Source organism: Neptuniibacter sp. CAU 1671, from assembly GCF_029222905.1.
Classification (GTDB): domain Bacteria; phylum Pseudomonadota; class Gammaproteobacteria; order Pseudomonadales; family Balneatricaceae; genus Neptuniibacter.
On sequence record NZ_JARHUE010000002.1, the window covers coordinates 110,830 to 129,778 of the forward strand.

At 52.2% G+C, this 18,949-nt stretch carries 14 protein-coding genes and 1 tRNA gene; 12 read left to right on the plus strand and 3 right to left on the minus strand.

Going from position 1 to position 18,949, the window contains the following annotated elements; translation table 11 throughout:
• Window positions 1–4 precede the first annotated feature (4 nt).
• Window positions 5–2,296 (plus strand): DNA topoisomerase IV subunit A, encoded by a 2,292-nt coding sequence (gene parC, locus P2G53_RS04480; RefSeq protein WP_275814427.1) that lies wholly within the window; start codon window positions 5–7, stop codon window positions 2,294–2,296.
• 46 nt (window positions 2,297–2,342) lie between these two features.
• Here the strand turns inward: parC and P2G53_RS04485 are convergent, their stop codons facing one another.
• Window positions 2,343–3,041, minus strand: coding sequence for a hypothetical protein (locus P2G53_RS04485; RefSeq protein ID WP_275814430.1), 699 nt, complete (start codon window positions 3,039–3,041; stop codon window positions 2,343–2,345).
• 201 nt (window positions 3,042–3,242) lie between these two features.
• Here P2G53_RS04485 and P2G53_RS04490 point away from each other — a divergent pair, with 201 nt between their 5' ends.
• Together P2G53_RS04490 and P2G53_RS04495 are read left to right on the plus strand one after the other, a co-directional pair.
• Complete coding sequence (locus tag P2G53_RS04490) at window positions 3,243–4,898, plus strand: phosphoethanolamine--lipid A transferase (RefSeq protein WP_275814431.1); 1,656 nt, start codon at window positions 3,243–3,245, stop codon at window positions 4,896–4,898.
• Window positions 4,899–5,040: 142 nt separating this feature from the next.
• A complete protein-coding gene (locus P2G53_RS04495; RefSeq protein WP_275814434.1) occupies window positions 5,041–6,408 on the plus strand; it encodes a GGDEF domain-containing protein in 1,368 nt (455 codons plus the stop codon).
• An 8-nt stretch (window positions 6,409–6,416) separates the two neighbouring features.
• On the opposite strand, the gene dauA is transcribed toward P2G53_RS04495, so the two are convergent.
• Window positions 6,417–8,144: a C4-dicarboxylic acid transporter DauA gene (gene dauA / locus P2G53_RS04500; RefSeq protein WP_275814438.1), complete on the minus strand. Its 1,728-nt coding sequence runs from the start codon at window positions 8,142–8,144 to the stop codon at window positions 6,417–6,419.
• Window positions 8,145–8,324: 180 nt separating this feature from the next.
• On the opposite strand from dauA, the gene P2G53_RS04505 reads away from it, so the two are divergent.
• Complete coding sequence (locus tag P2G53_RS04505) at window positions 8,325–8,513, plus strand: CopG family transcriptional regulator (RefSeq protein WP_275814441.1); 189 nt, start codon at window positions 8,325–8,327, stop codon at window positions 8,511–8,513.
• Window positions 8,514–8,701: 188 nt separating this feature from the next.
• Entirely contained in the window at window positions 8,702–10,912 is a 2,211-nt protein-coding gene (locus tag P2G53_RS04510) for an EAL domain-containing protein (protein ID WP_275814444.1), read from the plus strand.
• 240 nt (window positions 10,913–11,152) lie between these two features.
• Here P2G53_RS04510 and P2G53_RS04515 read toward each other — a convergent pair.
• Window positions 11,153–11,239 (minus strand) — tRNA-Leu (locus tag P2G53_RS04515).
• 174 nt (window positions 11,240–11,413) lie between these two features.
• Here P2G53_RS04515 and P2G53_RS04520 point away from each other — a divergent pair.
• The 7 genes from P2G53_RS04520 to nhaD all read left to right on the plus strand — a co-directional run bounded on the left by P2G53_RS04520 (window position 11,414) and on the right by nhaD (window position 18,925).
• Window positions 11,414–11,953, plus strand: coding sequence for a CHRD domain-containing protein (locus P2G53_RS04520; protein ID WP_275814446.1), 540 nt, complete (start codon window positions 11,414–11,416; stop codon window positions 11,951–11,953).
• 158 nt (window positions 11,954–12,111) lie between these two features.
• On the plus strand, window positions 12,112–13,176 hold the full coding sequence (gene queA / locus P2G53_RS04525; RefSeq protein WP_275814448.1) for a tRNA preQ1(34) S-adenosylmethionine ribosyltransferase-isomerase QueA: 1,065 nt from the start codon (window positions 12,112–12,114) through the stop codon (window positions 13,174–13,176).
• Complete coding sequence (gene tgt / locus P2G53_RS04530; RefSeq protein WP_275814451.1) at window positions 13,173–14,312, plus strand: tRNA guanosine(34) transglycosylase Tgt; 1,140 nt, start codon at window positions 13,173–13,175, stop codon at window positions 14,310–14,312. The genes queA and tgt overlap by 4 nt, the downstream gene beginning before the upstream one ends.
• 35 nt (window positions 14,313–14,347) lie before the next feature.
• A complete protein-coding gene (yajC, locus tag P2G53_RS04535; RefSeq protein ID WP_275814454.1) occupies window positions 14,348–14,677 on the plus strand; it encodes a preprotein translocase subunit YajC in 330 nt (109 codons plus the stop codon).
• 62 nt (window positions 14,678–14,739) lie between these two features.
• Window positions 14,740–16,590 carry a protein translocase subunit SecD gene (gene secD, locus P2G53_RS04540; RefSeq protein WP_275814457.1) on the plus strand — a complete coding sequence of 617 codons (1,851 nt, stop codon included), beginning with the start codon at window positions 14,740–14,742 and terminating at the stop codon, window positions 16,588–16,590.
• 10 nt (window positions 16,591–16,600) lie between these two features.
• Complete coding sequence (secF, locus tag P2G53_RS04545; protein ID WP_275814460.1) at window positions 16,601–17,521, plus strand: protein translocase subunit SecF; 921 nt, start codon at window positions 16,601–16,603, stop codon at window positions 17,519–17,521.
• Between the two features lie 174 nt (window positions 17,522–17,695).
• Window positions 17,696–18,925, plus strand: a complete 1,230-nt coding sequence (gene nhaD / locus P2G53_RS04550) for a sodium:proton antiporter NhaD (protein WP_275814463.1) — start codon at window positions 17,696–17,698, stop codon at window positions 18,923–18,925.
• Window positions 18,926–18,949 lie beyond the last annotated feature (24 nt).

The following is an 18,949-nucleotide window of genomic DNA, read 5'->3' on the forward strand; positions in this document are numbered from 1 at the left end:
AACGATGACAATGCAAACCACCTTTGAAGGCGAAACGGAACGCCTGTCGCTGAAGGACTTTACCGAGAAAGCGTATCTGGATTACTCCATGTACGTGATTCTTGACCGTGCCCTGCCGCATATTGGCGATGGCATGAAACCGGTGCAGCGCCGGATTGTGTATGCGATGTCTGAGCTGGGGCTGAAAGCGACAGCCAAATACAAAAAGTCAGCCCGTACCGTGGGTGATGTGCTGGGTAAGTTCCACCCTCATGGTGATTCCGCCTGTTATGAAGCGATGGTGCTGATGGCGCAGCCCTTCAGTTACCGCTATCCGCTGGTGGATGGTCAGGGTAACTGGGGTTCGCCGGATGATCCGAAATCCTTTGCAGCGATGCGTTACACCGAATCAAGACTGGCGCCTTATGCCGATGTGCTTCTGGCTGAGGTGGGGCAAGGAACAGTGGACTGGCTGCCCAACTTTGACGGTACCCTTCGCGAACCTGCCATTCTGCCCGCGCGTCTGCCCAATGTGTTGCTCAATGGCACTACGGGAATCGCGGTGGGCATGGCAACGGATATTCCGCCGCATAACCTGCGTGAAGTGACCCGCGCCTGTATCCATCTGCTGGACAATCCGGATGCTGATCTGGATCAGCTCTGTGAATTTGTGCCGGGGCCGGATATGCCTACCGAGGCAGAGATCATTACACCTCGGGCGGATCTGAAAAAACTCTATGAAACCGGCCGTGGTTCGGTGCGGATGCGCGCCGTGTATATGCGCGAAGAGGGCGATATTATCGTCACCGCGTTGCCGCACCAGGTATCTGGGGCCAAGGTGCTGGAACAGATTGCCGCCCAGATGCAGCAGAAAAAACTGCCGATGGTGAGTGATCTGCGGGATGAGTCAGACCATGAAAATCCGACCCGTCTGGTGATTGTGCCGCGCTCAAACCGGGTCGATATCGAGCAGCTGATGGCGCATCTGTTTGCCTCAACCGATCTGGAACGTACCTATCGTGTGAATATGAACATGATCGGTATCGACGGGCGGCCGCAGGTCAAGGATCTGCGTCGGATTTTGACTGAATGGCTGAGCTGGCGTACCGGCGTTGTGCGCAAGCGTCTCCAGCACCGTCTGGATAAGGTGCTGGAACGCCTGCATATTCTGGAAGGTTTGATGACCGCCTACCTTAATATTGATGAGGTGATTGCGATTATCCGCCATGAAGACAATCCCAAGCAGGAGTTGATGAACCGGTTTGAGCTCACGGCGGTGCAGGCTGATGCGATCCTTGATCTGAAACTGCGCCATTTGGCCAAACTGGAAGAGATCAAGATTCGCGGCGAGCAGGACGAACTCGAGCTGGAGCGCAAAAAGCTGCAGGACATTCTGGGTTCAGATGAAGCGATGCGTGACCTGATTAAAGAGGAACTCACTGCGGATGCTGAGCAGTATGGTGATGACCGTCGCTCTCCAATCGTGGCGCGTGAAGAAGCGCAGGCGTTCAGTGAAAAAGACCTGCTGACCGCTGAACCGGTGACGGTTGTGGTATCAAAACAGGGCTGGATCCGTTCTGCCAAGGGGCATGATATTGATGCGGAAGGACTCAGTTACAAATCCGGCGATGGCTTTAAACTCGCCTGCAAGGCCCGGGCAAACCAGCCCACGCTGCTGCTCGACAGTACCGGTCGCAGTTATACCCTTGATACCCATAACCTGCCCTCTGCCCGGGGACAGGGCGAGCCTATAACCGGTAAAATCAGTATGCCGAAGGGTGCCACCATTGAGGGGGCGCTATCCGGTAAAGAATCCGATTACCTGCTGCTGGCCTCGAATGCGGGGTACGGTTTTGTCACCCAGTTGGGTGAACTGACCAGTAAAACCAAAAATGGTAAGGCGGCACTGACTCTGCCGAAAAACGCGTTGGTGTTACCTCCATTGACGGTGCAGGATAAAACGACCCAGTTGATTGCGTCTGTGACCAATGAGGGCCGGTTGTTGCTGTTCCCGGTGGCGGAACTGCCGGAACTCTCCCGTGGTAAAGGCAACAAGATCATCAATATCCCGTCTGCACGGGCGGCTTCCGGTGATGAAATTGTGGTCGCGCAGGCGATTCTGGGGCCGGATGATGCGCTGCTGGTCTACTCAGGCAAGCAGTTCCTGCGTCTGAAAGGCGCTGACCTTGAACATTACAAGGGTGAGCGCGGCCGCCGGGGTAACCGCCTGCCAAGGGGATATCAGCGGGTGGATAAACTGGATATCGAGGTTCAGTCAGAGGCCAGTAATGGATCGGCTGAAAACGAGCCGCAGTAATGTAAAAAGCCCGGCATATGCCGGGCTTTGTTTTATCCTCTCTAACTCAGAATAGACAATCGGTGCCGCCAATCGGGTTGGGGTACACATCGACGTAATTGGTGCGCAGATAAGCGGCGCAGGCGTTGTATTCATCTTCTGAACTCAGTTCACGGCGTGGCCCGTCAATGTACTGCTCGCAAAAGCCCCCGGAGCCGGTCCATTGAGTTCTCAGGGCCCAGTAGTTGCTCGCAGCGGCATCCCAGAACTGCACAGTGACATAGTCGCTGACGCCTGAATCGATGATGCAATAGGGCTCTAGTCCGTTATACCCAGCAGGCGAGGCCAGACCCGCGAAATGATCCCAGTCGCCTTCACAAGGGCAGGGACTTTCACCCGGTGGCAGATATACCAGACCAAACGGAATAAAGATCGAAAGGTTGATGCTGCCCGCGCCGGTTGTGACAGCCAGAACGTAGTTGCCGGGGCCATCAACAGCGGTGGCTACATCGGCGGTGGTCTCCAGTAGCAGCAGGTTGTCAGTAGAGCCGGGGTTGAGTGTTGCGTTCGCACCGCCAAGGGTTACCGTGACACCAGATGCATCCAGATTAATACCCTCCACCAGAATCATCAGGGTCGAATAGTCGATTTTAACTGAGTAGATTGCAGGAGCATTGGCGGACGGATTGGGTTGCGGTTTTGCCGCATATGCCAGCCCGGAGAACCCCACAAAGAGCACGAGGAATAGAGTCCAGTATCGTTTCATGGGGCGCTCCTTTGCATGTTTTTTGATCAACCGGAACTTCAGTATAGTCATGCGCTGTCGAAATAATGCGCTGCAAAGGCCAGGCTGCTTGAAGGTTTTTCAAGCATAAGCACGGATCGATCTTTCTTAAGATAGATTTAAGTTCAGCACACTAAGCTTGCCTGCTAAGCGATAGCGGAACATTAACTGACAGGTAACAATGTGCTGAATTTCCCTAAACTGACCAATCAGAAACTCTCCCTGCTGGTTACTGCATACATTGCATTCATTTTGAATGCGCCTTTTTATCTGGGTGCCTGGCGTGCCCTGCAACAGAATGGGCAGGTGAATTATCTGTTTCTGGCCAGCCTTCCTGTGTTTTTGTTTTGCATCATTTTCCTGTTGGTGAATCTGCTCCGGCTGACTGGGTGTTTCAGGTACTTTGCGGCGCTACTGGTGTTGGTTTCAGGTGGGTTGTTTTATGCCACGTTTAACTATGGTGTGGTGTTTAACTACGACATGATCGTCAATATTGCCGAAACCGATGTCAGAGAGGGTGCCTCCTACCTGAATGGGCAGCTATTGGTCTATCTGGCGCTGTTTGCTGTGTTGCCCGCCCTGCTGGTGCTCCGACTTGGCGCCGGGCGTGGCTCTTATTTGCGTGAGCTTAAACAGCTGTCGCTGAATGCAGTTGCGCTGGTAGCAGTATTACTTGTTGTGGCGATGAGTTTTTATTCTAACTATGCCTCTCTGGGACGTAATCATCGCCACTTGCAGAAGATGATTGTGCCGACTCAGTTTGTCTGGAGCAGTGGCAAACTGATTAAGCAGCGTTTTTTCAGTCAGCCTCACCCGTTTACCGAGTTGGTGGATACAGCGACACATACGGATCACCCGACAGAGCCTTATCTGGTGGTGATGGTGTTGGGAGAAACCGCCCGAGCCCAGAACTTCTCGCTGAATGGTTACGATCGTCCGACCAATGCGTTTACCAGCGCCTATCCGGTGGTGTCTTACCGGCATATGTCTTCGTGCGGTACCGCCACCGCGTACTCAGTGCCCTGTATGTTTTCGTTTCTGAATGAAGCTAATTACCGGCCTGAGCGTGCCAGTCAGCAGGAAAACGTACTGGATGTGATCCAGAAGGCGGGGTTTGATGTTTTCTGGCTGGATAATGACAGTGGTTGCAAAGGGGTGTGCAAGCGGGTGCTCAATACCGAAATAGAAACCACCGCCCGCGAAGGTTTTTGTGATGGTGAGTATTGTTATGACGAGGCGTTGATCTCAGGGTTGGATCAGTTGCTGGCGCAGCCATTGAAGCGTGACACGCTGGTCATTTTACACACCATAGGCAGTCATGGACCCACTTATTACCGGCGTTATCCAAAAAGCTTCGCGCACTTTATGCCGGACTGTCAGCGCAGTGATATTCAAAACTGCTCGCAGGATGCGCTGGTGAATACCTATGACAATACCCTGTTATACACCGATGCTGTGATTGCCGAAGTGATTGAGCGTCTGAGTGACCGCCCCAATACTTCTTCTGTGTTTTATGTGTCGGATCATGGCGAATCACTTGGTGAATCCGGACTCTATCTGCATGGCACACCCAAGCTTTTTGCGCCGGATGAGCAAACGCAGGTTGCCAACCTGCTGTGGTTATCCGATGCCTTTAAGGCAGAGAGCCATATCGATCTGGGGTGTCTGGAAAAACAGGCAGAAGAGGGGCAGTTCAGTCATGATTACATCGTACATACCCTGCTGGACCTGACAGCGGTGCGGGCATCGGTTTATGACCCCAGTCTGAGCCTCCTGCAGAGCTGTGTAAGACCGCAGTTGCAGGTCAGCCAGAACGTGCCTAAGTCAAAAAATGTCTAAGGGATAGTTTACAATACCGTTTAACTGACTTAGTTTCCCTACAACGTCAATGGTTGTAAGGCGCATCAGTTTGTTCATCAGTGTGGGTCGCAGGTCTACTGCAAAAAAACTTTCTATCATCGCCTGCGCCTTCGGACTGTACGTGATTCTGGCTGCTGTTTGGGTGGGCAGTTATCTGCAGCAACAACAGGATGCGCATGAAGCGCAACTGCAACAATTGACCGATCGTGCCCTGATCAACACCCAGGCCGGACTTGAAACCCGGTTGCTTGAACTCTCCCGCAGCATTGATCTATTTGCCCGCACTAATCTGACGATCATCAACGAACTGCTGCAGAATCCGGATGTTGAAAGTCCCAGCTATGGCCAGCTGTTGCAGCTCTTAAGATCGGTTTACCCTGATGTGGTTTCTTTTACCCTGGCAACCGCTGCAGGTGATCCGATACTTGAAGTGTTTCCGGGCCTGATTGGTCCACCCTGCAAAGCAGATATCAAACTGTTCGCCAAAAATCCGGACGGTAATATCAAGCGGCTGCATCCCAATATGAAACTCAGCCATTTTGATGTGATGACCCATCTGGATACCGGTGCGGCATCCATTGTTTTCTTTGCCAGTTTTCTCACGCCTATCATCACCAGTTCATTGAAAAAATTCAGTGGCGATGATGTTGATATGATGCTGCTCCATCGTGAAGTTGCAGAGTTGATTGAATTCACAGAAGCGGGTGCCCGGGGGGACTACCGGCGTAACTGGCGTTTGCAGGCAGAAGAAAAGTCCAGCATCAAGAGTCAGGTTGATATTGAAGGTTCTCGCTGGACCTTGGTGGCGATGCCTAATCCGGTACTGACGACCGAAGCCGAGCATCTGGCCGCAAAAACCGAGCGGCGCATCATGCTGGTGGTAGTCATTACCGGCATACTCTGGTTGGTGCTGACTACTCTGTTGGTTAACTTTATCTGGTACCAATTCAACAGAATACACACCCGTGATCAGAACCTCGATAACCGGTTGCATCATGACAGCCTGACGGGGCTGCCAAACCGACTGTTACTGATGGCGCGAATGAAACTGGTGCTGGAACATGTGCAGCGCTCTGGCGGCAGGGCTGCCATTCTGTTTATTGATCTGGATGGCTTCAGACGGGTTAATGTTGAAATGGGGCCTGCCATTGGTGACAGGGTATTAGAGCGGGCTGCGGCGTCTCTGACTCAGCTTGGCAGTACTGATACCGTATCCAGACTGGCAGGGGACAAATTCGTAGTGGTGCTGACTGATCTGAAAACCCAGGCATCCACTGAGCAGATTGCGCAACAGTTGCTGGATGCTATCAGCGATATTCAGACAAGCCTGGCACTGCCGGTGCCAATCACGGCCAGTATTGGTGTGGCATTTTACCCTGAAGACGGACTGGACACGGCGCTTCTGCTGGAGGCTGCTGAAGAAGCGATGCGCCGGGCCAAGGTAAAAGGCGGTAACTGCTACGGATTTTACCAGCCGCAAGCTGTTTGACAGGGGCTTCAGGCCTCCGGCAGTGTCTGCGCCATTGAGATAGCGTCGGCCAGGGTGGCGGTAAAGAGGAGGCGCTCTGGCTCCGGTTTTAATCCGGCCCGTGCTACCGTCCGTAGCGGTTGGAACTGAAGGTCTGCGATTATCAGTAATTTCCCCTTTAAACCGCACTCCTGCAAAAAGGCTTTCATAGCGGACAGGCCGCCAGCATCAAGCAAAGTGACCCCATCCATATAGAGCACGATCTGCTGTTTCTGCTCGGTCAAAACTCTCAATTCACTGAAGATACGATCCGCGGCGGCAAAAAACAGGGGTCCGCTGATTTTGTAGACTCCCCAGCTTGTGGCGAGCGGTTGCGGCACATGTTTGCGATTGTCGTTGATCTCGCTGACACGGGTCATGCTGGCCATATCCCGCATAAACAGCAACGCAGCCAACACCACGCCAACAGAGATAGCGACCACCATGTCGATAAACACCGTCAGCGAGAAACAGACCAGCAACACTGCGATATCGCCATAAGGAGCCTTCCGCAGAATCTCCATGACCTTGTGGGCTTCGCTCATGTTCCAGGCCACCATCAGCAGCAAGGCAGCCATTGATGCCATGGGGATGTAGGACAACCACTGCGCCAGATAAATCAGACTCAACAGTACAAGCAGGGCATGAATCATGGCGGCCAGTGGGCTTTGCGCACCCGCCCGCAGGTTGGCGGCTGAACGTGCCAGCGCGGCCGTTGCAGTAATGCCACCAAACCAGGGGGCCACCAGATTGCCGATGCCCTGACCCAGCAGTTCACCATTGGAATGGTGGCGTTTGCCGCTCATGCCATCCAGTACGACAGCACAGAGCAGTGATTCGATTGCCCCGAGCATGGCGATGGAAAAAGCCACCGGAATCAATTGCATAATCATGCTGATATTCCACTCCAGCGGCGTACCATTGGGTCCCGGCAACAGCCAGGGCCATTCAAATCCCGGCAGAATAGGTGGAATGCCACTGCCACTGGTGCCGTCATCAAGCAGATAGTGAAAGCGCGAGCCAATGGTGGCTACCGGCTGATCCCAGAGCGCCAGTAGCAGCGAAACCCCGATACCAACGCAGACGGCTGGCAGATGGCCAGGCACTGCAGCCTTGAGTCGTGGCCACCCAATCAGCACCAGCATCGTCATCCCGCCAACGGTCAGTTCGGCCGGGGAAAATTCCGGTAGCGAATGCACCAGTAACATGGCTTTACCCAGATAGTGTTCAGGCATTTCACTGATGGGCAGGCCAAAGAAATCCTTGATCTGTAGTGTTGCGATCACCACCGCAATCCCTGAGGTGAAACCCAGTGTGACCGGTTCAGGAATATATTCGATCAGTCGTCCCAGCCGGGCGAGCGACATGATGACTAGTATCACGCCAGCCATCAGGGTGGCGACTAACAGACCACTCAGACCGTAACTCTGTGCAACCGGGTAGAGAATCACAATAAAGGCCGCAGTCGGGCCAGAGACGCTGTAACGTGAGCCGCCACAGAACGGGATCAGAAAACCAGCAATAATGGCGGTGTAAAGACCATACTGGGGTGCCACACCGCTGGCAATTGCCAGTGCCATCGACAGCGGGATGGCGATGATACCAACAGTCAGACCGGCCAGCAGATCCGAGCGCAACTGACTCAATCGATAGCCCTCGGCCAGCACCTCTCTCAGGGCGCTGAACAGGCGAAGCTGGGTGGTGCGTCTGTATGGCATAGCAAGTCCCTGTGATTGGTCATGTAACGGCTGCCTGCTGTGGCGGTTGCGATTTTCAGAGGGCTGGGGGGTTCAGCGCGAACAGGCAAGCAGTGGCTGGGAGTGAACTATTCTGATGTGCAGTAAAAGCTAAATCAATGTTAATATGATTAACATATACTTTGATATAAGAGCCTCACTATGGAACAACGAACTGCCCGCCTGACATTACTGATTGATCCGAAAAAAAAAGCCACGTTCGAGCAGTTGTGTAAACAGGATGATGTCACGCCCTCGCAGATGGTGCGTAAACTGATTCGTGACTATATTGAACTGAAACTCGGGGATAACTGGCGCGACGAGGTTTTTACCGATCCGGGTCAGGAGTGAGTTTGGTGATCTAGCTCATACGGGGTTATCCAATTTGAGCTGTTTAAATCAAGCTTCCGCTTTTTCCTGAAAGCGAGATGCTGCGAGGGGTGAGGCAGCCGTATATTCTTACGAACGTTTTAATTCTGCATTAATTCACATACCTTTTATAAGGTAAAATGCCCCTTTACCCGCTTCCCTAGGGAATTATGCGCACACTAGTTTGCCGTAATATGAGCCTGACTGACCGCTTATCAAGAATCCTGCTGGGTCTTGTTTTGGTAGGCATCAGTCCGGCCGGATTTGATATCTTCTCCAGCCCGATTGCGGGCTGGTTCTGTTTTGTCTTCGGTATTACCAATATTATTTCTGCCTTTGTCGGCTGGTGTTTTATGTATTCACTGGTGGGCATGCGGAGCAGTTCAGCGGAAGTGACCGAGGATGAGTCGGATGCGCAACCACTGGAAAATTTGGACACCCTGCGGCGCAAAGTCTTCTTTGGTTTTGGCCTGGTGACAGTCGGTGTCAGCCTGCTTTTTATTCTTGAGGGCTACAGCTCTGCGGGCCACACCAGTTATCAGGTTGAACTGCGGCAACAGTATGAAAACCTGGCTTTGGTCGGTCGGGAGCTTGACGAGCACGCCAATGAACAAGGTTATTCTGCAGCAGATGAAACGCTGCCCAGCCAGACTATGCTGGCTCATATTCTGAAACATTTTGATGCCTCAATGTTGCTGGTTGTCGGGAATGAAACTGACAGTGTCGCACTTTCAAAAGCCATGTCGGCTGAAGCAGCGTTTTACCTGCAATCCCTTGTGATACAGAAAAAACAGCATCTGGACGTATCGCTTCTGCCCGAGTTAAAGGACGTTGATGGTGTTGTCAGAGAAGACAGTGAAAAGTATCTGGTGCAGTTTGCCGGTAATGACTACATGTGGGCTATCAGCCAGCTGGAGAGTCTTGGGTTTTGGTACGCTCTGGTGGAGCAAAGTCACAGTAAAAGCATCGCCTTCCGAGAGGTAGCGCTGCGATTGGGTTCATCCGCTCTGGTGGTGATCTGGCTTGGGCTATGGGGGGCTTATGCGGTGGCGCTGTTTGTCTGGACCCGGATGGAGCGCTCAAACCGACAATTGATGCATGCTGCAGAAACGGATGCGCTGACGGGGTTGATGAATGAGCGTGCGCTTAAGCAGGCATGTGAAGAACTGTCGGCCTCAGCTTCCAGTTATTATGTTGCAGCCGTCAGGTTCCGTAATCTGCATCATATTATCGCGGACCATGGTTCGGAGATGACCAACCGGCTACTGGCAATGCTGGGGCAGCGCCTTAGAGATGATGCTCCGGCGACCTGTGTTCTGGGCCGGCTGAATGATGGCTCAATTGTGCTCATCACCCCCGAGGGCTCGGATGAGTGTCTGGCCCGGTTCCGCCAGTGTGTGAATGAAGTGCAGACAATCGATCAGTTTCAGTTTGCTCTGGAACCCACTGAGGTAGGTATTCTTTATCCTGATGAGGCTGAAGATTTTGATCTGCTCTTGAAAGACATTTCTACGCTCATGCTGCGTGCCAACAATGAGAAGGTCAGATTGTTGCGATATGACAGTGAGCTGATCGAGAGCAATAAAGTCCGGCTGCGTTATGCAACCCAGCTGAAACAGGCGATCGAGACAAAAGCGTTTGAATTGTTTTTGCAGCCTAAAGTGGATCTGAGTACAGGCCAATGCATGGGTGCCGAGGCGTTAATTCGCTGGCAACACCCGGTTGATGGGTTACTGTTTCCGGCTCAGTTTCTGGATGTGATCGAGAACAGCAATATTCGCAGTGAGTTTGCCAAATATGTGGCAACGCAGGCGGTGTTGATGTTGAAACGACTCGAAGAGCAGGGGTATCAGATCAAAATTGCCTTCAATCTGACCGCCTATGATCTCAGTGACGAGATTGTGATGCGTCATCTTAAACAGATAATGTCGGATCATGATATCGAACCCAAAAGGCTGGAGGTTGAACTTACCGAACAACAGACTTCCGTTAACTTCGAGAAGATCAAAGGGGCACTGGCAGAGCTGTCAGCCTGCGGTTATGCGATTTCGCTTGATGACTTTGGTACCGGCATGAACTCTCTGGCGTATTGTCAGCAGTTACCCATCGATACCATAAAGATCGACCGGTGTTTTGTGAATGAAGTCACTGCCGAGCCGGAAAGCCAGCGTATCGTGAAGACAATCCTCGACCTGGCGGATAACTTTGGTTACAGCGTCGTGGCTGAAGGGATCGAAACAGAGACCTCTGCAGATGTCCTGACGCGTCTGAAATGCAATATTGGGCAGGGGTATTACTACGGTAAACCGGTCCCCTTTGCAGAATTTTTGGCCTATATCAACCAAACTAATCCCATTAATTTAAGCAGTACAACCCTCTAAAGACTTATCTCGTCACTATGTTTTGAGCATCGTTTGAAGTGCTTAAATCAAAGAATCTTTTTTTAACACTCTCTTCTTGAGGGTTTCCTATGGCTTTTAATTTCTTATGGGTAGCTAAATCTGCCAGAAACGCTTAAGTCAGAATGGACTCTGGTCGGTTAGTTAGTTTGAGAAATTGCGAAAGCAGACCAAAAAACTACCAGGTCCGCTAGAAACCCTGAAAAAAGGCTTAACCGAGGATGGTACCAGCGGCCGGACTCGAACCGGCACACCTGTTAGGGCGGGGGATTTTGAATCCCCTGTGTCTACCAATTTCACCACGCTGGCACAGTGTGAGCTGCGTATTATAGAAAGCTTGTTGGCCGCGTCAATCAATCAATGAGCAGATCGCCTAAAAAATATTAAATGCTTAAAATTTGATCTATCTCTTTCTGGTCTGCGTAGTGAGCAGTGGACATAGTTGTAATAAGTGTCCCCAGTTAACAGGACGAGGATCAGATCATGCAATTCAAAGGATTAAAGAATAAAAAGCGATCAGCCTGGGGTATTTTTGCAGTACTGATGGGTGCAGCAACACTGGCCCATGCAGGTCATACCAATACCGTTTTGACCACTGATTTATGGGGTGGCGAACAGGTCAGCAGTGACGCAACCGATGAAAGAATTTTGGGTGACCCTAACGGCAAGGGTGAAGCCTATGTGTTTGGCATTGATGGCGACCCTGAAACCCTCTGCTATGTGCTGACGGTGGATAAGATTCAGTTAGTACCCGTGGGTGAAGGCATGGCCGCACATATTCATATGGGTGCCAGAGGTGAAAACGGCCCGGTGGTTGCCAAGCTGGCAGGGCCGGAAGATGGCAATGCGGCGGATTGTCTTAGCGAGTATGAAGCCGGTGATAAGTTTAATGGCTCTGCTCCCGGGATTGTGCAGATGATTCTGGAAAACCCGGAGATGTTCTACATCAACGTGCACAACCCAGAGTATCCGGGCGGTGCGATTCGGGGGCAGTTACGTTATCAGGATCCACACGATCATTAATTAACCTTTCTGGCCGGGCTCAATCGGGTGCCATGGACACCTGAGTCCGGCTTTTTTGTGGTGTTTTCACTTCATTTCATCGCACCAGAGAAACTGAAATAAACCCCTGCTTGCGGTACAATGCGCGCCCTGATTCCAAGTGAGAGCGTTTTACCCCCATGCAGGTGTCCGATTTTGATTTTGACTTGCCGGAAGAGCTGATTGCCAGTTTTCCGCTGGCGCAGCGCAGTGCCAGTCGTCTGTTATGTCTGGAGGGGCCGACTGGCGAGATCTCTCATGGTCAGTTTACGGACATTCTGGAAAAGGTAGAGCCGGGTGATCTGATGATCTTTAACGATACCCGCGTGATTCCTGCCCGCTTGTTTGGCCAGAAAGAGAGCGGCGGCAAAATCGAGCTTTTGATTGAACGTGTGCTGGGCGAGCACCGTGCTCTGGCACATATCCGTTCCAGTCGTTCACCCAAACCGGGTGCGACTCTGTTACTTGAAGGTGGTCTGCGCGCTGAGGTTGTGGCGCGGCATGATGCCTTATTTGAGCTGACCTTTGCTGGCAACGACAATCTGATCACTCTGCTGGAAGCACACGGCCATATGCCGCTGCCGCCCTACATGAAACGTGAAGATCAGGATTCAGATCGTGAGCGTTATCAGACCGTCTACAACAGCAAGCCAGGTGCCGTAGCTGCCCCCACCGCTGGTCTGCATTTTGATGAACCTCTGCTGCAGGCGCTGGATAAAAAAGGTGTAAAACGGGCCTTTGTGACGCTGCATGTTGGCGCGGGCACCTTCCAGCCGGTCAAGGTGGATCAGATTGATGAGCACCGCATGCACGCAGAGTATATTGAAGTCAGCCCTGAAGTCTGCGCAGAGGTGCGGGCAACCCAGGCCGCGGGCAAACGCGTGATTGCAGTCGGTACCACCAGTGTGCGTTGTCTGGAAACCGCCAGTCAGTCAGGTCAGATCGAACCCTATTTTGGTGATACCGACATCTTTATCTACCCCGGTTATCAGTTCCGTACTGTGGAAGCGTTGATTACAAATTTCCACCTGCCCCAGTCGACTTTGCTCATGCTGGTCAGTGCGTTTGCCGGCATGCTGCCCGTTAAAGAGGCGTATGCGGCTGCAGTGGCCGAACGTTACCGTTTTTTCAGTTATGGCGATGCCATGTTTATTACCCGCAATGACGCTGTACCGGCAAGTTATCGCAAAGAGAGTGCCCAATGAGCAGAACCTGTTTTATGCAGTTTGAGAAAAAGGCTGAAGACGGCAAAGCTCGCCGCGGACGGCTGACCTTTCCCCGTGGCAGTGTTGAAACCCCGGCTTTTATGCCGGTGGGTACTTACGGCACGGTGAAAGGCATGCTGCCCAGGGATATTGAGGCCACCGGCGCCCAGATTATTCTGGGTAATACCTTTCATCTGATGTTGCGTCCGGGAACCGAGATTGTCCGCCAGCACGGTGATCTGCATGATTTTATGCAATGGAAAGGCCCTATTCTGACCGATTCCGGCGGTTTTCAGGTATTCAGCCTGGGCAAGATGCGCAAAATTACGGAAGAGGGTGTCTCGTTCCAGTCGCCGGTGGATGGCAGCAAAGTCTTCCTCAGTCCTGAACGGTCGATGGAGGTTCAGCGTGAGCTGGGGTCCGATATCGTCATGATTTTTGACGAGTGTACCCCATACCCGGCGACAGAGCAGGAAGCGGCTGATTCGATGCGTCTTTCCCTGCGTTGGGCTGAACGTTCCAAGCAGGCCCATGGTGATAATCCTTCAGCGCTGTTTGGCATTGTGCAGGGCGGGATGTACCCCACTTTGCGTGATGAATCACTCAAAGGTCTCACGGCCATTGAATTTGATGGTTATGCCATTGGTGGCCTGTCTGTGGGTGAACCGAAGGATGAGATGATCAAGGTTCTGGATCATCTGGCCTGGAAAATGCCCGAGGATAAGCCACGTTACCTGATGGGTGTGGGCAAGCCGGAAGATATTGTTGAAGCGGTCCGCCGTGGCGTGGATATGTTCGATTGTGTCATGCCGACCCGCAACGCCCGCAACGGTTTTCTGTTTACCCGTAACGGCGTGGTGAAAATCCGTAATTCAGTGCATAAAACCGATCCTGCACCGCTCGACAGTGAATGCAGTTGTTACACCTGTCAGAACTTCAGTCGCAGCTATCTGCATCACCTTGATAAGTGTAAGGAAATTCTCGGTGCGCAGCTCAACACCATCCATAACCTGCATTATTATCAGGAGCTTATGGCTGGTTTGCGTCAGGCAATTGAACAGGGTAAATTGAGCGCCTTTGTGGATGAGTTTTATCAGCGCCGGGGGCTTGAAACCCCGTCACTTGACGCCATATAACATGCAGCTTTTTTAATATCTTTCAGGAGTAGCCAATGAGCTTCTTTATCTCTCCAGCCTTCGCTGAAGGTGCAGCAACCGCCCCGGACACGGGCATGTTCAACCTGCTTTTCCTTGTTGGTTTTGGTCTGATCTTTTACTTCTTCATGTGGCGTCCACAGGCTAAACGTGCCAAAGAGCATAAAAACCTGCTGGCCGGTCTGAACAAAGGTGACGAAGTGATCACTGCCGGCGGTGTGCTGGGTAAAGTGGTTAACCTGAATGATGACTACGTTGTGCTGGAAGTTTGTGAAGGTACTCAGCTGACCTTCCAGAAAACCCATGTTTCTGCAGCGGTGCCTAAAGGTACGCTGAAAAGCATCTAAGTTCCTCTGTAACGCCACTGTGTAAACCGTGGCGTTTTTTGTTTCTGACAGGGATTGGCGTCATGCTCAATAAATACCCCTTGTGGAAAAACCTGCTGATCGTTGCGGTACTGTTGATCGGTGCGCTCTATGCTGCGCCGAATATCTACCCTGAAGATTATGCCATCCAGATCACCGGCAGCCGTGAAGTGCATGCAGTTGATGCATCTTTGATGGAGCAGGTGACCAATGCATTGTCCGAACAGGGCATCAGTGTTAAAGCAACCGAAATTGAAAACGGCAGCGGTCTGATTCGCTTTGCTGACAGTGATACCCAACTGACGGCAAAGGACACCGTGCATAAGGTGGTGGGTGACAACTATGTGGTGGCGCTCAACCTGGCGCCGACGACCCCTGAGTGGCTGACCTCTCTGGGGGCTGGCCCAATGAAACTCGGTCTGGACCTGCGTGGTGGTGTGCACTTTCTGCTGGAAGTCGATCTGCCAAAAGCGGTGGGCCAGAAGCTTGAAAACTATGCTTCCGAGATCAAAGGCAAGTTGCGGGAAGAAAAACTTCGCTACCGCACACTGGATATCGAAAACAGTGTCATGGTGGTTAAGTTCAGCGATGCCGCTGTGCGTGATCAGGCACTGGAAGTACTGAAAAAAGAGTATCCCAACTTTCTGATAAACAGCGAAGAACAGGGCGGGGACTACTTCGTCACCGTTGCGCTGTCTGAGCAGGCGATTCGGGATATTGAAACCTATGCCATCAAGCAGAACCTGACCACGCTGCGTAACCGTGTCAACGAACTGGGTGTGGCTGAACCACTGGTACAGCGTCAGGGACGCAACCGAATTGTGGTGCAGTTGCCGGGCATTCAGGATACGGCAGCGGCCAAGCGGATCATTGGTAAGACGGCAACCCTTGAGTTCAGACTGGAAGCCAAACCGGGCACCAGTGCTGCACGTAACGAAATCCATAGTTTCCGTGATGATCCGGAACGTAAGGCCACGCTGGAAAACGATATCATCATCAAGGGCGACAATGTTGCCAATGCGCAGGCCTCGTTTGATGAAAACGGCCAGCCGCAGGTGAATATCACCCTGGATTCCAAGGGTGGTGAGCTGATGGCCCGTACCACCAAAGGCGCTGTGCAGCGTCGCATGGCGGTACTGTTTGTTGAAGATAAAGAGCGCACAGTCTACAAGACTGTGGATGGTGAGCAGGTAGCGGAAAAAATCCGTTATCAGGAAAAAGGCATTATCTCTCTGGCAACCATTCAGTCTGTGCTGGGTAGTTCGTTCCGTATTACCGGCCTGGATGGGGCAGGTGAGTCATCTGAGCTGGCGTTGCTGTTACGTGCCGGTGCCCTGGCAGCACCGATCTATTTCGTAGAGGAACGGACAGTTGGTCCAAGTCTGGGTGCGCAGAACATCGAAACGGGCCTGCTCTCGGTGCAGATCGGTTTTGCGCTGGTACTGGTCTTTATGCTGGTCTATTACCGGGTCTTCGGTCTGCTGGCCAATATTGCACTGACCCTTAACCTGGTCTTGCTGGTGGCAGTCATGTCGCTGTTGTCTGCCACGCTGACGTTGCCAGGTATCGCCGGTATCGTCCTGACAGTGGGGATGGCGGTGGATGCCAACGTGCTGATCTTCTCGCGTATTCGGGAAGAACTGAAAAACGGTCTGCCGCCACAGTCGGCAATCAATGCCGGTTTTGGTCGTGCATTTACCACCATTTTTGACGCTAACATTACCACCCTGATTGCTGCGGTGATTCTGTTTGCCATGGGCACCGGACCGGTGAAAGGTTTTGCAGTCACCCTGTCTGTAGGTATTTTGACGTCTATGTTCACCGCCATCATGGTGACCCGCGCACTGGTAAATCTGGTGTACGGTGGTCGTCAGATCAAGAAGCTGTCAATCTGAGGAGCTGATGATGTCTACATCTAAGATTTACAACTTCATGGGTCTGCGTAAGCTGGCAACGGCCTTTTCTGCGCTGTTGCTGGTGATCTCTATCGCTTCGCTGGCAATCAACGGCCTTAAGTTTGGCCTGGATTTCACCGGCGGAAGTCTGGTGGAGCTTGGTTATGAAAAAGCCCCTGACCTTAACCTGATCAGGGATCAGCTCAAAGGTGCCGGTTACGATGATGCCGTGGTGCAGACCTTTGGCACGCCAACCGATATTTTGATCCGTCTGGGTCAGGACCACGATCCTAAGCTGGGTGACAAAGTACTGTCTGCCCTGCAGGAAGGTCAGGATCAAACGATCGAGCTGCGTCGAAATGAGTTTGTGGGTGCTCAGGTAGGTGAAGAGCTGCGTGAACAGGGCGGCCTCGGTATGCTGCTCGCGCTGTTTATGATCATGGTGTACGTAGCGTTCCGTTTCCAGATCAAGTTCTCGGTGGGTGCAGTGGCTGCGCTGATCCACGACGTATTGATTGTACTGGGCTTTTTCTCGGTGTTTCAGCAGGACTTCGATCTGACAGTACTGGCAGCGGTGCTGGCGGTAATCGGTTACTCACTGAACGACACGATTGTGGTGTCAGATCGTATTCGTGAAAACTTCCGCATGATGCGTAAAGCGACCGCGACTGAGATCATGAATGCTTCCCTGACTCAGACCCTGGATCGTACCCTGGTAACCTCTCTGACCACTTTGCTGGTACTGGTTGCACTGGCACTGGTTGGTGGGGAGATGATCCATGGCTTTGCTATGGCGCTGCTGGTGGGTGTGGTAATCGGTACCTATTCTTCTATCTATGTCGCGGCTAACGTGCTGCTGATGATGGGTATCTGTAAAGAAGACCTGATGCCTCCGGAAGAGAAAGAGGAAGTGGTCGACGAGCTGCCCTGATCGTTTGTAGTGAGGATGAGGGTGGGCCAGAGTGCCTGCCTCTCATTCTAAAGTGTCAAAAGCGTTGGCTTTGCCTCGTTAATTAGTTCCTGAGCGAAACTCTTGGCTCGACCCCGTCTCCCTAAAAACCGATAATTACGCGTCTTTTTTCCCGGATTCCTGTAGGAGTTGCCAATGCATTTGCTGTTGCTGGGCCTGATACTGCTGGCATTTCTGTTGATAGTGCTTGAGGACGTTATCCACCTCAATAAAGCCAAATCGACCCTGTTCATCGGTACGCTGGTATGGATTCTGGCCTTTGTGTTCCCTGAGCAGAGCGTGGAGCATATCAAGGAGGGTTTGAATGAAAACCTGCTTGATATCGCGACGCTATGGTTGTTCCTGATGGCAGCCATGACCTTTGTGGCGTACCTGAACCAACAGGGCCTGATCACCCAGTTGGTCTACCGGTTGTTGCCGGGACGGTTAACGCTGCGCAAGTTGATGATCCTGATGTCGCTGCTGGCACTGATGTTCTCTTCGCTGGCGGATAACATCACGGCATCCCTGATCATGCTTTCGCTGCTCTCTTCCCTGAAACTTGATACCAAGACAGTACTGAAATTCGCCACGCTGATTGTATTTGCGGTCAACTCTGGTGGTGTTTCCCTGATTACGGGTGATGTCACCACCCTGATGATTTTCCTCTCGGGCAAGGTCAGCATCACAGACCTGTTCCTGCTGATTGGTCCGGCTGTGGTGGGAGTGCTGACACTGGCTATGCTGTTGATGTGGGGTACCAATGAAGAGGTGCAACTGCCAAAATTCAAGCGTCCGATAGCGACCGGCGATAAATTTATCGCTTTGCTGTTTCTGCTGACCATTCTGAGCACCCTGTTCATGAGTGTCATGTTCTCGGTACCGCCGGTACTGACCTTCCTGTTTGGTTTGTCAGTCATGTTCCTGGTACACCGCGTGATCTACCGCAGTGAGAAAAAGCCAAACGTACTGGAATATGTGCGTGAGATTGAGTTTGATACCCTGCTGTTCTTCCTCGGCGTGTTGCTGCTGGTAGGTATGCTCAAAGAGTTGTCAGTGCTGGATTACCTGCCGCAGCTTTACAGTCATATGCCGGTTTACATGGCTAACTTTGTGGTGGGTATTCTGTCAGCGCTGGTGGATAACGTACCTCTGACGGCGGCGATCCTGAAGTCGGGTATCGAGATGTCGACGGCTGACTGGCTGGGTCTGACCTATGCCGTAGGTGTGGGTGGCTCCATTCTGGTAATTGGCTCTGCGGCAGGTGTCATTGCGCTGAGTAAACTGGAACAGCTGACCTTTATCACCTACCTGCGGTTTGTTCACTGGCTGCTGGTGGCATACACCCTGGGCTATGCGACTGTGATGCTGTTTAGCCGACTCTGATCAAATCCCGTAAATTAAATTACC